Below are 16,213 nucleotides of genomic sequence, written 5' to 3'. Positions count from 1 at the left end.
CTACCTGACGGACAACGCCTACCACGCGTTGCGGGACATGTTCGACGTGGCGAAGGACTACGCGGAGCCGGAGGTCCACGCCGAGCACGAGGTCGACGTCCTGCCCGAGGAACCCGCCGACGGAATCCTGCCGGGCGTCGTGCCCGGCAGGTTCGCCGATCCGGTCGCCGTGGCGGCGATCCGGTCCCGGCTCGACGAGATGGCCGAAAAGGCCGTGCTCAGCGGGCAGCGCGAGTACCACGAGCTGCTGGGCCCGGACCTGTTCGGCTTCGGCAACACGCCCGAGGCACCGGAAGCCCTGCTCGGTCTGGACCACGACGAGTTGAGCGCGGCGCAGGGGATGACCCTGCTGCAGCGCCTCGACCTGGTGAACCCCTTCCCGGACGCGGACGCGCTCACACCCGACGCGCTCGCCGAGGTCGAGCAGGACGTGCTCGTCTCCGACTGGACCGAGGACGAGCTGCGGTACTGGGAGGCGCGGGACATCGACGTGGCCGCGCTGCCCGCCAAGCGGGAGACTCCCAAGCTGCTGCACGGGATCTGGCTCGGCGGCCCGCTGGCCGACGACGGCCCGACGGGCTCGTTCCAGCAGCGGTTCGCGCAGTCGGCGAAGACGCTCGGCGGCACGGCGGTGCTGTGGACGGACGTGCCGCGCGACCGGATCGCGGAGGCGCTCGCGAACCCCTTCGACGCGTCCCTGCAAGGCGTGCGCCAGATGGTGAAGTGGGCGCGCGACAACGACATCCGCCTGGTGAACGTCGACGAGGTGTTCAACGCGGACTCGCCGATGCGCCTCGACCCGTTCTACCGGGCCGAGCTGACCAAGGGCACCGGGCGCGGTTACGCGGCGGCGTCGGACAGCCTGCGGGTGGAGATCGGGGGCCGCTTCGGTGGTCTGTACATCGACGGCGACGACCTGCTGCGGGACCCGGACGCGCTGCGCAAGGTCCACGAGTCGCCTGACGGCTACGCCTTCAGCGGGAGGCGGATCCAGCTCCCGACCGGACCGACGCTGGCCTCCGGCAACAGCGCGATCGCGATGGCCAAGGGGCACCCGCTGGCGTGGGTGGACCTGGACGTGATCGAAGGCAACTACCAGCTGCGCCAGCTCGATCTCTTCAAGCCGGAGATGATGGCGCTGCCCAAGGAGATCTTCACGACGCCGCAGGGCCGGATCCGGCGGAACTCCGTCATGGTGCGCACCGGCCCGGACTCGTTCTCGAAGCTCCGCGACCGGCTCGGCATCGAAGAGCTCCCGCTGCTGGAGGGGACCGAGACGAACTCCCTCCAGAGCTGGGTGCCCGGCTCCGCCACCCAGGTGCGGCGCGCTCCGATCGCACTGGACGACGCCGAGGGCACCGGCCGGCTGACCGCGAAGGTGGTGCAGACGCTCGTCCGCCAGCTGCGCAACCGCCAGGGCGACCTGCACCTGACCGAGGTCGCCGACCTGGTCTACCAGCACGCCCGGCCGGACGTGGTGTGGGCGGCCGCGATCGGGTTCCTGGCGAGCGTCCCGGCGTTCCGCGACGAGGTGCGCACGGTCACCCTCGACCGGTTCATGAACGGCAAGTTCACGCCCGTCCCGCTGCCCGCGGACGTGGCGTCGTTCGTGCGCCCGAGGGAGGGTGTGCAGGCCGAGTTCCTGGGCGAGAACATCCGCCCGGTCACGTTGAGCGATCCGGCCGCCACACCGTCCACTTCGGACTGGCGTGCCTCGGTTCCCCGTGAGCACATGCGGGACCTGGCCGAGGAGATCCAGGCCCGGCGTCCCGAACAGCTCAGGAACATGGCGAAGCGGCGCGCCGAGATGATGGAGGCCGCGGGCGCGAAGCGGGCCCGGCTGCCGGAGGAACCGGTCGACATCCGGGAGCCCAGCGCTGAGCCCGAGGCCGTACGCGGCCCCGCGCCGCGCACGGGCGCGCCCGAGCTGCTCCTCTCGCACGAACCGACCCCGGAGCAGACGCGCGCGTTGCAGGAGCAGGCGCGTTACCTCGCGGAGCAGGCGATCACCCGCGCCGAGCGGGGCTTCGAGCCGCCGGTCGTCACCCTGCACTCGCTCAACGGCGCCGGTGCCACCGTGGCGCGGGCGCTGACCGACGGGATCACCGAGCACGCGACCCGCCTGCGTGGCGTGCGCACGACTGCCGAGGACCTCGGGCTGACCCCGCACGTCGAACACGCGGAGGTCCGGCCGGGCACGGTCGAGCTGCGCGTGGACTGGGAGCTGCGTGGCACCGGCCACCAGACGCTCGCGGAGACCGGGCCGGAACGGCTCGCGGACCCGCTGGAGATCACCACCGAGCTGCTGCCCGCGAAGCACGCCATCCTCGACGACGAGAGCTGGCGGCACAGCGATGCCGCCACCGCGGAGTGGATGACCGACTCCGACCCGGTCACCAGGCAGGAGCTCGACGCCGCGCGGTCGCGGGCCGTGCCGGTCACCGTGTTCGGCGAGGACGTCGGGCCGACGGTCCTGAACCTGACGCCGCACCCCGAGTCCGGTTCGTGGCGCCACCCGATCGGCTACGACCGCAGCCGCTACGAGGTCCGGCCCGGCAAGTGGGTGCAGGAGTACACGGTCCGGCTGAACTTCGACGCGCGTCCGGGCTTCGACGCGCAGGCGTACGTCGAGCGCGTGCAGGCGGGGCTCGACCAGCTGTACAACCACAAGTTCCGGCTGCCGACCGGCGACGCCTTCCACTACCGCGTGCTGCACGATCCCACCGCAGCGGCGCACCACACCGTGACCATCGGCCCCGCGGGCAGCAAGAACGACCAGCTCCACTGGGCCGAGGACGCCCACGAGCTGTCGGTGGCCCACGAGCTGGGGCACCCGCTCGGCATCTACGACGAGTACGTCCGCCGCAACCGCCAGGGCCAGGCGTGGGCGCTGCGGGGCCCGTCGTCGAACCGGGTGGTCGCCGACGACGGCCTGTTCACCGAGCACCTGAAGAACTACCTGAAGGAGCTGCGGGAGAAGGGCCACACCGACCTCCCCGTGCCGTCGGTCAAGCCGCGCAACCTGTGGCTGCTGGAGAACCGCGCGCGGGCGCTCGGCACGACGATCGACGTGCCGTCGTCCCGGCCGCAGCCGTCCGACGACGGAGCCCGGCTGCCGGAATCCCCCGAGGACGCCTACGACTCCGAGATGGACGCCGACGGCGAGACGGACCCGGACGTGCCGATGCACGACTCGGACCTCGACGCCGAGGGCGAGACGGACCCGGACTACGTGGCGCCCGCTCCCGCCTTCGCCGACCCACGTGGCCTCGTCCAGCAGCTGTCCGACGAGCTGGCTCAGGTGAAGCGGCACCTCGCGGTGGCCTCCCCGACGTTCGCTCCCGAGCTGCGCGCACAGGTCCGGCGGGCGGACGACGACCTGGCCCGCGGACTGTCCGAACAGGACACTGCCCGGCTCGCCGAGCGCCTGGCCAGCACCAGGACCCTGAACGCGCGCCTGCGGGAGCTCCGGCTGCAGCAGGTGAACGGGCTCTACCAGACCGCCGTGGCCAGGGTGGAGGACGAAGAGAACCCGCTGACCTTCTACCCGAACGGGATTCCGGGTGGGGTGAGCAGCAGGCCGGACGCGCGGTTCGGCCTCGAGATCGAGGTCCAGCTGCCCGAGGAGGCGCCAGACGGCGCGATCAGCGCGCTCACCCAGGATCTCGGCCGGAAGCTGGAAGCCGAGGGCTTCATCGAGTGGAACGACGGCGCCGACTTCGACGACAAGTACCACGTCACGCCCGGCAAGTGGACGATGGTCAGGGAGATGTCCGACGAGAACACCGTCGAGCTGGTTTCCCCGATCCTGCAGGGCGCGGACAAGTGGACCAGGCTCCCCAGGCTGCTGGAGATCGTCCGCACGCACTTCAACTCCGCCGGTGCAGGCCCCGACGCCGATGCCGTCGGCGGGCACGTCAACTTCAGCTTCACCTCCCAGCTGGAGCTGGCCGAGTACGGGCGGCTGGCCCAGCTGAACAAGGGCTTCGAGAGCCTGCTCTACCGGCTGGCCAACCACCACGGGCTGACCCCGCGGCAGCGGACCATCTGGACCGTCGGCCCCAACCCGCTGCCGCCGGACCTCGCCGACCTCACCACCCTCGGCGAGGTCCAGGCGCTCAGCAACGGCAAGCACGACGCGATCAGCTTCAACGACGTGCTGGGTGAACCCGACGACCGGGTGGAGTTCCGGTTGTGGGCGGGCAGCATCGACCCCGCCGTGTGGCAGGTGCGCGCCGAGATCTCGGCGGCGATGGCGCTGGCGGCGAAGGACCCGTCGATCCAGCACCGGCTCGACGAGCTGATGGCCGATCCGCGGTTGCTCGGGCACGACGAGGACCTCAGTTCCGAGGCGGAGCTCGGGCTGCTGCTGGACTTCCTGGAACTGCTGCCGTTGAGTCCGGCGGCGCAGAAGCTGGCGGTGGAGCTGTTCGCGTGGACCGGGCCGTGGCGGCTGGACGGCGCGAACGACCACCTGCTGCGGTCGCAGGTCGTCACCGGTCACGGCGGGCGTGGCTGGTTGTACCCGCGCAGCGGCGTGAGCGTGCGCGACGCCGTACGCACGGTCAAGCAGTTGCCGCAGTACCCGGGCGTCGAGATCGTGGCCGCCACGATCACGCCGGGGCAGGACACCGTCGAGATGTGGCGGGGCGACCCGGTGCCGTTCGAGGGCTTCGCCCAGGTTCTCGGTTCTCGCGGCGTGCTGGAACACGCCGACGAGTGGGTTCCGGAGGGCAGCGATCTCGAAAACCGGCTGGTGCTGGCGGTTTCCGGAGGTGCGGCCCGGCTGGCCGCGCTGGCCCAGGACCAGCTCGAAGCACCCGTGCTGGCCACCCACGGCGAGGTGCGGCTCACCGAGGACGGCCGCATCGAGTCCACAATGGAATGGCTCCAGTTCGACGGGAACGGCGTTCCCTTCCGGACCGGGACGACCGAGCTCGCGCAGGCGATCGAGCGGGCGCAGGCGCACGTCGCCCAGCCGCAGATCCCGGCCACGTTCTCCACCGGCGCGCGTGGGACGCGGCCGGGTGAGCCGTCCGCCGCGGGGCTCACCGCCACGGCACCGGCGGCCGGGTCGCCGTTCCAGTTCACCTTCGCCAACCTGCTGCCCCAGGGCGACACCCCCGTTCCGGCGCACGAGGTCTCCCCGGACGACCTCCTGTGGACGTCGCCGAAGAACGCGCACGGCCAGGACAACGTGCTGGCGCTGACCTCCCGCGCCGCTCTGCTCGACCAGTTGATCGGGGCGAACACCGAGCACACCGAGCGGCTGATCGGGATGTCCCGGCGCGGGCCCGACGGCGCCGAGCGCGTCGAGGAGACCTACGCGGACTGGGCCGACGGCACCAACCCCGTGCGGTTGTTCTTCGACGCCGCGCACGGCCAGTTCAAGGTTCCGCTCACCGGCGACCGCCACACCCTGCTCACGCCCGAGGAGATGGCGGAGAAGGTGGTCGCGAGCCGGCAGTTCCAGCAGCTGGCCGCCTCGTCCGTGCGGCCGTCGCTGGCCGTCGTCACCCACGACGACTTCGCGCTGCGGGGTGACCACTCGCTCAACGAAGCGTTCATGGCGAAGCTGACCGAGCTGACGGGGCCGTGGCAGTCCTACCACTACGTCGGCCCGTACAACCTCTCCCAGCCGAACGGCTACCTCGTCGTCGACCACCCGTTCACGGCCGGTCCCGCGCTCACCCCGGCCGATGTCCGATACGCCTCGGCCGGCTCCGCCTTCGGCTTCGACTCCGGTCTCCCGGACTACACCGACCAGCGGAACCCGGTGGTCGTGGGGCTCATCGCGGACGAGAGCTCCGCCAGGGTCGAGCTGGCGAACGGGGTCTTCACCGACCTCGGCGGCACCGGGCTGGGCAACCTCCTGCTCGACGACCCGGAGTTCCACCGCCAGGTGGCGGAGGGCCATCCGGTGGTGCTGGACACCGACGCCACCGACGTCCGGGTGAACTACGGCGGGCTCGGCTTCGACTTCGCCGGTGCGCTGCGGGCGCGGGGCTACTTCAACGACGTGCACGTGCGCGCGGCGGACGGGACGCTGACCCTGGTGTCGGTGCCGCGGGCGGGAGACCTGCTGACCGCCGAGATCACCGGCCCGAACGGCGAGCCGGTCGGCGAGTTCGTCCGCTTCCCGGGCGACGACGCGGTGCTCGCGCGGGTGCGGGCCTGGGCCGCCGGCGGAGGTGCCGCCGCCACCGCCTTCCTGCGGGCCGACGGGACCTGGCAGGCCACGCCCTGGCAGCAGCGTCCGGCACTGCTGTTCGCAGCCAGGAGCGCCTCGGGTTACCGGGCGATCCGGGCCGACGGGCTGCCGATGGACCTGCACCCGAACGTGCTGGGCCGGTCGCTGCGCGACGGCCGGAAGCTGCGGGAGATGCTGGGCAACCGGGGCGCGCACAACGGGGCCGAGGGGCGGGAGACCCCGGTCATGCTGGCCAGCATCGGTGGTCCGGCGGTCGGGCTCGCCGGGTTCGCCGACCAGTTCGTGCCCGCCGGCTACTCGCGGGCCTTCTACGGCCCACAGGCCGGGCTGCACTTCCGCCAGGACGGCGTCCTCGGGTTGGACGGGCCCGGGTTCGAGCGGATCGCGCCGATCGTGCCGGGGCCGCAGCACCTGGTGAGCTACGAGCGGGCGAACGCGAAGCTGGGCACGCGCGGCCAGTTCTTCCCGTCCGAGGATTTCGATCCCGCGATGATGTCGAACGCCGGGATGCATGACACCACGGTGATGAGCCGCATCTACTACTCGATCGAGGAGCACCCGGACGGCCAGGGCGGGCACCAGGAGGTGCCCGTGCCGTTCCTCCACCCGCGCAGGCCGGACCCCGTGCGGTCCCGGGTGGTGGACGCACACGGGAACGTCGGCACCGGGTTCGGCTTCTCGATGCGCACCGGTTTCCGCCACCAGCCGGGTGACCGGGTCGTACTGGCCGGTGCGGCGAGCGCCGCCGCCATCTCCGGCAGCGAGAGCTTCCGCAGGGCCCATCCCGGCGGGGATGCCGAGGTCACCCTGCTCAGCTGCTTCGCGGACACTTCGGTGGGGCCGTTCGGAACGAGTTCGGCGCGGCAGCTGAAGGACGCCTTCACGCAGGGGCAGCCGCTCAGGTCGCTGGTGGCGGCGGACGAGATCGTCGACGTCGAAGGCGGGGTGCGCAACGTCCAACGCGGTGGTCACTTCCGTGAGGTGGGCAGCGCCGCCGAGCCGATCCCGCTCAGCGACCTCGCCGCCGAGCGCATCGCACCGGTCCGCGTGGCCGACAGCGAAGCGGACAACCCCCGGGTCGAACTGGCCGCACGACGGGTGGCCAGGGCCGCGGCGTGGCGAGCGCGCAACAACGCCCCCATGCCCGTCGTCGAGGTCATCGGCATCGGCGACACCGTGGACGACGCGCTGGACCAGGCCGACGAGATCGCGAAGGAGTTCAGCACCGCGTTCGCCGCGGAGAAGGCGCGGATGGCCGAGCTCGGGCTGCCGTTGCCCCAGTACGGCGTGGAGATCCGGCAACGCGGCGTGGCGCGCGGCGGTGTACCGGGTCACTCGTCCACTTTGGACGGGCAGGTGGAGGTCACCCTGCCCCCGCACGAACTGGGTGCGCAGGCGCTCGCCACGAGGGACGCGGACGCGATCGCCGCGGCGTTCGCCGCCCTCGACCCCGACCACCAGGTGCCCGGCTCGGCACAGGAGGCCGCCGCCCACGACTCGGACCTGGACGCCGACGGCGAGACGGACTCGGACGTGTCGATGGACGACGCGCACGACTCGGACCTGGACGCCGACGGGGAGACCGACCCCGACGCGCCGATGGACGACGCGCACGACTCGGACCGCGACGCCGACGGGGAGACCGACCCGGACTACGCGACGCCCGAGCCGCTCGACGTACCCGCCTCGGTGGCGCGGTTGGCCGGCGAGGTCAGCCAGATGAAGCGGCACCTCGCGGTGTTCCCCGCGTCGTACAACCCGCAGTTGCGGGCCCGGATGCAGGCGTGGTCCGCCCAGGTGGAGCGGCTCCAGACCAACGGACCGTCCGAACAGGACATCGCCGGGCTCGGCGACCGGGTGGCGAGCGCGCGGCGGCTGACCGCGCAGCTGCGGAACTTCCGGCTCCGGCAGCTGGGGCAGCTCCACGACGCCGCCGCGGCCCGGATCGGGAACGGCGAGCACCCGCTGACCTTCCGACCGGACGGCATCCCCGGCGGGGTGAGCAGCAGGCCGGACGCGCGGTTCGGCTTCGAGGTCGAGTTCCAGCTGATCGGCGAGGAGTACCCGCACGTCGAGGCGACGCTGGGGCCGCAGCTGGCGCAGCTGGGCAAGGGCAAGTGGACCCTGGTGCAGGAGTCGGCGCACACCGGCGGCGTCGAGATCGTCTCGCCGGTGCTGTCCGGCAAGCCGGAGAGCTGGGCCGAGCTGGCGAAGGTACTGGAGCTCATCCGGTCGTACCGGGGCGCCAACGGCGGGCGGCCGAGCGCCGACTACGTCGGCGGGCACGTGAACTTCAGCTTCGAGCAGCAGCCGGAACTGCCCGTGTACGGGCGGCTGGCGCAGCTGAACAAGGCGTTCGAAAGCACGCTCTACCGCCTGGCGAACCACTACGGCCCCGGCGCCCGGCAGCGGAAGCTGTGGGCGGTCGGCCCGAACCCGGTGCCGCGCGATCCCGCGGAGATCACGTCGATCGACGAGGTCCAGGGGCTGAGCAACGGCAAGCACGACGCGATCAACTTCCAGCACGTGTACGGCGAGGCCGACGACCGGGTCGAGTTCCGGCTCTGGTCGGGCAGCCTGGATCCGGCCGTGTGGCAGGTGCACGCCGAGATCTCGGCCGCGATGGCGCTGGCCGCGCAGGACCCGTCGATCCACGGTCGCCTGGAAGAGCTGATGGCCGACCCGAGGTTGCTGGGCCACGAACCGGAGGCCACGACCAAGGAGGCGCAGCTCGGGCTGCTGCTGGACTTCCTGGAGCTGCTGCCGCTGAGCCCCGAGGCGCAGAAGCTCGCCGTGGAGCTGTACACCTGGACTCCACAATGGACGCAGGAGTGGTCGCAGGACGGGGACAACGACCACCAGCTGCGGGCCCAGGTCGTCACCGGCCCCGACGGACGCGGGTGGCACTACCCGACGCGGACCGAGAGCGTGCCCGACGCCCTGCACGCGGTCAAGGAGCTGCCGAAGTACGACGGCGCGCAGATCATCACCGCGACGCTGACGCCGGGGCAGGACGCGGTCGAGATGTGGCGCCGCGACCCCGTCCCGTTCGAGTACTTCGCGAAGGCCATTTCGGGAACCGACGTGATGGAGAACGCGGCCTCCTTCGTGTCGGAGGACGAGGACGTCGACGTCCGCCTCGTGCTGGCGGTCCCCGGCGGAGCCTCCCGGCTCGGCCCGGCGATCACCCACGCGCTCAAGACGCCGGTCGTGATGACCGACGGCCAGGTGCGCGTCACCGAGGACGGCCGCCTGGAGTCCGACTCCGAGTGGGTCGAGCTGCACTGGAACAAGCCGCCGGTGCACACCGGTTCCGGCGACCTCCAGCAGGCGCTGGACCTGGTTCGCGAGCAGGCCAACCAGGAGCGTGAGCAGGCGAACACGGCGTTCGCCGCGCCCCCGTGGTGGCACGGCCACGGCGGCACCCCGTCGCTCACGCTCGCCGACGCTCCCGCTCCCGCATCGCCTGCCGAAGCGACCGCTCCGGAGGCCGTCCCGGAGCCGGTACCGGCACACGAGGTCTCGGCGGCGGACGTGCACTGGCTGCCGTTGAAGAACGCGCTGGGCCAGGACACGATGCTGACGACGACCGACGGCAGCGACGAAATCGACATGGTCCAGCGGCTCGGCTGGACCACCGAGCACAGCGACCGCCTGCTCGCCGTCACCACCATCGACGCCAACGGTGCGACCGTCACGACCGAGGTCACCGCCGACTGGGCCGACGGTCCGAACCCGCGGCGCCTGCACTTCACCGCCATGGACGGCCGGTTCTGGCTGCCGCTGAAGGACGGCCGCTGGACGGCGCTGACGCCCGAGGAGCTGGCGGAACGCGTTGCCGCCACCCCGGACTTCCAGCGGTGGAGCGCCGCGCAGGTCCGCTCGCCGCTGGCCGTGGTCACCTTCCAGGCCGACGGGCAGCCGGGCGACCACTCGCTCAACGAGGCGTTCCTGGCGAAGCTGACCGAGCTGACCGGGCCGTGGCAGTCCTACCACTACGTCGGCACCGTGGGCGTGCGCGAGGACGGTGTCCTGGACGTCGAGCACCCGTTCACGCCAGGGCCCCCGTTGACGATGGCCGACGTGCGCCACACGACCACCGGCAACGGGCTCGCCTTCTCCGACGTCCCCTCGGGTTACACCGACGAGCGGAACCCGGCGGTGGTCTCGCTGACCGGGAACGAGACCACGGCCAGGGTCGAGCTGTCGAACGGCAAGTTCACCGACCTCGGGGGCACGAGCCTGGGCAAGCTCGCGTTGAGCGACTCCGGTTTCCGCCGGCAGCTCGCGGAGAACCGGCCGGTGGTGCTCGACACCGACCTCACCGACGTCCGGGTCGGCCAAGGCGGTCTCGGTTTCGACTTCGCCGGTGCGCTGCGCGCGGACGGGTTCTTCAACGACGTCTACCTGCGTGCCGCGGACGGCACGCTGACCCTGGTGTCAGTGCCGCGGGCAGGGGACCTGCAGACCGTGGAGATCGCCGGCCCGAAGGGCGAGCGGATCGGCGAGTTCGTCCGCTTCCCCGGTGACACCGAGGCACTCGCGCGAGTGCGGAACTGGGCGGAGAAGGGCGGCGCCGTCATGACCGCCTTCGCCTCCGACGACGGGACCTGGAAGATCTCGCCGTGGCAGCAGCGGCCGGTGCTGCTCTTCGCGCAGCGGAGCGAAAACGGCTACCGCGCGCTCCGCACCGACGGCAAGGAGCTGGACCTGGCTCCGCGGGTGCTGGGCCAGTCCGTGCGCGACGGCCGGGGCCTGCGCGAGATGCTCGGCAGGGAAGGCGCGAGGACCGGTGAAGAGGGCCGGGAGATTCCGGCCATGCTGGCGAGCATGGGCGGGCCCGCAGTCGGCCTCCACGACTTCGCCGACTCGTTCGTGCCCGCCGGCTACTCGCGGACCTTCTACGGCCCGCGAGCCGAGCTGACCTTCCGCGCGGACGGCGCGCTCCAGGTGAGCGGGCCCGGGTTCGAGCGGATCGCGCCGATCATCCCCGGACCGCAGCACCTCGCGAGTTACGAGCGGGCGAACGCGAAGCTGGGTACGCGGGGCCAGTTCTTCCCGGCCGCCGACTTCGACCGGGCGCTCATGGCTTCCGCCGGCGCGCACGACACCACCGCACGCAGCCGCATCTACTACTCCGCCACTTCCGAACCGGACGGCCAGGGTGGGCAGCGGGCGTTCTGGAAACCGCACCTGATGCCGGCCAGGCCCGGTGACCGTTCGTGGAACACCGTGGTGCACGGCTCGGTCGGCACCGGGTTCAGCTTCTCGATGATCGCGGGCTCCCCGCAGCGGCTGGGCGACCGCGTCCTGCTGGCCGACGAGCCGAGCGCGGCCGCCATCTTCGGCAGCAAGAGCTTCCTGCGCGCGGGTCCCGGTGAGAACACCGAGCTGACCCTGCTCAGCTGCTTCGCCGACGTCAGCCCGGCCAACGGGCCCAGCTCCGCCTTCCGGCTCAAGGCCGCGGTGGACCAGGGGAAGCCGCTGGCCAGGGCGCTGGCGGCCGACAACTACGTCGTACTGGACGCCGACGGCACACGGCGCGTCGAGGGCGGTGGGCACTTCCGCGAGGTGCGCGAGCCGGCTGCGCCGGTCGCCGAGCCGATCCCGCTGAGCGATCTGGCCGCCGGCCGGATCACGGAGGCGAACGTGGCCGACCCGGCCGACGAGGCCGAGGTGCGGCGAGTCGCGCGTCAGGTCGCCAGGGCGGCCGCGTGGCGGGCGCGCAACGGCGCCGGGCTGCCCACCGTCGACATCACCGGCTTCGGCGGTACCACCGAGCAGGGACGCGAACGGGCGGAACGGATCGAGACGATTTTCCGTGAGGAGTTCACGCGGGAGAGCGCGCGGCTGGCCGAGCTGGGACTGCCGGTGCCGGAGCAGGACGTGACGGTGCGGATCATCCCCGTCTCCAGCGGCTGGACGCCCATGGACGTCACCGTGACCGCCGACCTGCCCGCCCACGAACTCGGCGAGCAGGCGCTGGCCACCGAGGACGACGATCTGATCGTCGCCGCGTTCGCCGCGCTCGACCCGGCGTACCAGCCGGGCAACCCGGTGCCTCCGGCGAGCGGTGGTCCGGCTCCCGCCATCACCCTGGGGGCGTCCGCGCACCCGGCTCCGGCGGCAGACCTGCCGTGGACGCCGGTGGCGAACGCGCAAGGCCGCGAGAACGTGCTCACCCTGGTCACCCCCGGCGAGCACGTCGACCGGATCGTCGAGGCGACCGGCAACTCCACCGAGCACACCGAGCGCGTGCTCGGACTGGACGACGGGAACGGCGGGATCACGCAGTCCACTGTGGACTGGGCGGACGGCGGTGACGCGGTGCGCCTGTACCTCGAAGCCGACGGCGGCCGGTTCAAGCTGCCGTCCCGAAACGGTGGCCACACGCTGCTGACGCCGGAGCAGCTGGCGGAACGGGTCGCGGCGAGCGCGGACTTCCAGCGGCTGACCGACCGCCCGGTGCGCCCACGGCTGGCGGTGGTCACCCTCGACCCGGCAGGAGACCACGCGCTCAACGAAGCGTTCCTGGCGAAGCTCGCCGAGCTGACCGGACCGTGGCAGTCGTTCCACTACGCGGGTGAGTACCGCTTCCACGAGAACGGCGCACTCATCGTCAACGAGCCGTTCACCGCCGGTCCCGCGCTGACCGCGGCCGACGTGCGGCACACCTCGTCCGGCTCCGCCTTCGCCGTGAACACCGCGCTGCCCACCTACACCGACGAGCGGAACCCGCTGGTCGTGGGCCTGACCGGGGACGAGGGCTCGGCCCGCGCCGAGTTGTCGAACGGCAAGCTCGCCGACGTGGACGGCACCGAGCTGGGCAGGGTGCTGCTCGGCGACTCCGGGTTCCGGCAGCAGCTGGCCGAGGGCCGTCCGGTGGTGCTGGACACCGATGCCAGCGACGTCCGGGTGAACTACGGCGGGGTCGGCTTCGATTTCGCCGGTGCGCTGCGGGCGGAGAAGTTCTTCAACGACGTCTACGTGCGCACCGCGGACGGCACGCTGACACTCGTGTCGGTGCCGCGCGCCGGCGACCTGCGGACGGTGGTGATCACGGGTCCGGACGGCGAGAAGCTCGGCGAGTTCGTGCGCTTCCACGGCGACGACGCCACGCTCGCGCGGGTCCAGCGCTGGGCCGCCGCCGACCCCGGCGGTCTCGGGAAGTTCCTCGACGGGGACGGCAAGTCGATCGACTCGCCGTGGCGGCAGCGTCCGGCGCTGCTGTTCGCCCAGCGCAGCGAGACCGGGTACCAGGCCCTGCGTGCGGACGGCAAGGAGCTGGACCTGTCCCCGGCGGTGCTGGCCCGGTCGCTGCGGGACGGCCAGGACCTGCGCGACATGCTCGGCCGGAAGGGGCTGAAGACGGGCTCGGAGGGCCAGGAGAAGGGTGTCGCGCTGGCGACCTTCGGCGGTCCCGTCACCGGACTGGGCGAGATCGCCGAGACGTTCGTGCCCGCCGGCTACTCGCGGACCTTCTACGGCCCCCGCGCCGAGACGACGTTCGGCGAGGACGGGTCACTCGCGGTGAACGGCTCCGGGTTCGACCACGTCGCGCCGATCGTGCCGGAGCAGCTGGTGAGCTACGAGCGGGCGAACGCGAAGCTGGGCGGCCGAGGCCAGTTCTTCCCCGCGAGCGAGTTCGACCGGGCCTGGATGTCGGCGCACGGGCTGCGGGAGAACGCCGTGCAGAGCAGCTTCTACTACTCCGCGTCGAAGGAGCCGGACGGCCAGGGCGGGCACCGTGACGTCTACGTCCCGTACCTGAACCCCGTCCGGCCGGCCGCCGCCCGCTCGTGGACCGTCACGATGCACGGGCACCCGGGCAAGGGGTTCGAGTTCTCGATGCGGTCGGGCTTCCGCAACCGCCTCGGGGACAAGGTGCGCCTGGCCGGAGCGCCGAGCGCCGCCGCGATCTCCGGCAGCGACGCCTTCCGCCGCGCGCACCCCGGCGGCGACGCGCACCTGACGCTGCTGAGCTGCTGGGCCGACACCACCGCCGGTCCGGACGGCGTCAGTTCCGCCTCGCTGCTCAAGGAAGCCTGGGACGAGGGGCTGCCCCTGCGCACCGTGCTGGCGGCGACCAGTGGGGCCGCGCTGGGCATCGACGGCCCGCGGTACGTGCACAACGGCGGGCACTACAGGGAGGTGGGACGCCCGACGGCCGAACCGATCCCGCTCAGCGACCTCGCCGCCTCTTCGATCGATCCCGCCACCGCCTACGGCGCCGGGACGAACCCGGGGGTGCGGCGGTTCGCCCGCCAGGTCGCGAGGGCGGCCGCGTGGCGCGCCCGCAACGGGGCCGCGCTGCCGGCCGTGGAGGTCAGCGGCTACGGCTACGACCACGAGGAAGGGCTCGAACGCGCGGCCGAGGTCGAAGAGGCCTTCCGCGACGAGTACCGGTCCGAGCAGGCGCGGCTGGCGGAGCTGGGGCTGCCGGCTCCGGAGGTCGAGGTGCGCCGCACCGGTGTCGAGTTCTCGGCGACGCCGGAGGACTGGGCGGACGCCGACGGCGCCGTGCGGGCCGACCTGCCCGAGCACGAACTCGGCGAGCGGGCGCTGGCCTCGGACGTTCCGGAAGAGCTGGTGAAGGCGTTCGCCGCGCTCGACCCGGACTTCCAGCCCGGTGCCGCGGTGCCCGCGAGCGGCGGACACGGACCGGCCCTCCCCCTGGGACCGGTGCGTGACGCCGAGGGCGCCGTCGAGCTGCTGCGGCGCCTGGACGTGACCGGGAACCTGCGGAACGTCGGGATCGAGCGCGACGAACCGTCCGCGGAGCGCCGTTACACCTGGGCCGGGAGTCACCGCGTGCCGCCGTTGCCGGGGCTGCTGGAAATGCCGCGGCTGCTGCACTCGGTCTGGCCGCGGGCCGCGCTGAACTCGGTGGAGACCGTGGCGCGGTTCCGGCAGAACCTGGAGCACACCCTCCGCGCGGCCGGCGACCGGTGGCGCGCGGTGGTCTGGACCGACCTGGCGAAGGACGCGCTGCGGGGTGCCGTGCGCCCGCTGATCTCGGTCCGCCACGTCACCGGCACCGAGGACGAGTGGCCCGACCTCACCGACCTGTTCGACTGGGCGTCGAGCGTCGGCGTCGCGCTGATGAGCCTCGACGAGGGAATCGAGGCGCTGAAGCTCGCCGCCGACCTGGCCTCCGAGGACCCCGGTGACAGCTCCGACCTCGGCGACTCCGGCTCCGGCTCCGGCGGCTCCGACCACTCGGGACAGTCCGATTCGGACGATCGGGATCGCGTGAACCAGATCCTGCAGAACTTCGGTGGCGTGCACGTGCCGCCGGACTTCCTGGCGGACGACCTGAGCGGTGCTGAGAACGTCGTCCACACCCCTGCCGGGTGGGGCGCCGACGGCCCGGTCGTGGCGATGCCGAAGGGCCACCCGGCCGCCCAGTTCTACGGAAACCCGGCCGCGACGCCGATCCAGGCCCCCGCCCTGACCGGCTTCACCCCGGCGACGCCCGCGACCCCGGTGGCACGCGCCGCCACCCCGGCGGTCCCGACCACCTCGGAGGTTCCGGGCACGCCGACCACCCCGACCACCCCGGCGGACCCGGACAACCCCACCACCCCGGCGGACCCGAACAACCCCGCCAACCCCGCCACCGAGGGCACCCCGTCCGTGCTGGAGCTGACCGAGCAGGCGCTCCAGGCGCTCCTGGAGCAGCTCCGCGAGCACCCCGGCAGCCTGGACCTCACGGCGGTGGCCGCCCTGCTGGAGGGCAACCCGCAGGCCGACCAGGTCTGGACCACCGCGCTGGCCTTCCTCGCGGCCCGGCCCGAGCTCGCCGCGCAGGTGCACACCGTGACGCTGCAGTCGGTCGACGAGGCCGGCGTGCCGCGGCGGGTGGTGCTGCCGCCGCGGGCGGCCGAGCTGCTGGGGTTGTCCGCCCAGCCCATCGCTTCGCCGAACCCCGGCGAGTTCACCTACCAGGCGGCGATAACCCGCCCGCCGTGGTTGCCCCCGGCCGGGGCGGAGACCGAATGA

Annotated in this window: 1 protein-coding gene (only partly in view); it reads left to right on the top strand. The window is 72.5% G+C overall.

Annotation, left to right across the window (positions count from 1 at the left end; genetic code table 11):
- A protein-coding gene (locus tag FHX82_RS08940; protein ID WP_183176528.1) for a WXG100-like domain-containing protein crosses the window boundary here: on the top strand, positions 1–16,213 show its end. It extends 43,208 nt beyond the left edge of the window; only the last 16,213 of its 59,421 coding nucleotides appear in the window; its start codon lies off the left edge, out of view; it ends in the stop codon at positions 16,211–16,213.

It is taken from the genome of Amycolatopsis bartoniae (assembly GCF_014191255.1).
GTDB lineage: Bacteria > Actinomycetota > Actinomycetes > Mycobacteriales > Pseudonocardiaceae > Amycolatopsis_E > Amycolatopsis_E bartoniae.
The sequence above is the reverse complement of the archived record's forward strand: the minus strand, read 5'-3'. Positions and strand labels throughout refer to the sequence as shown.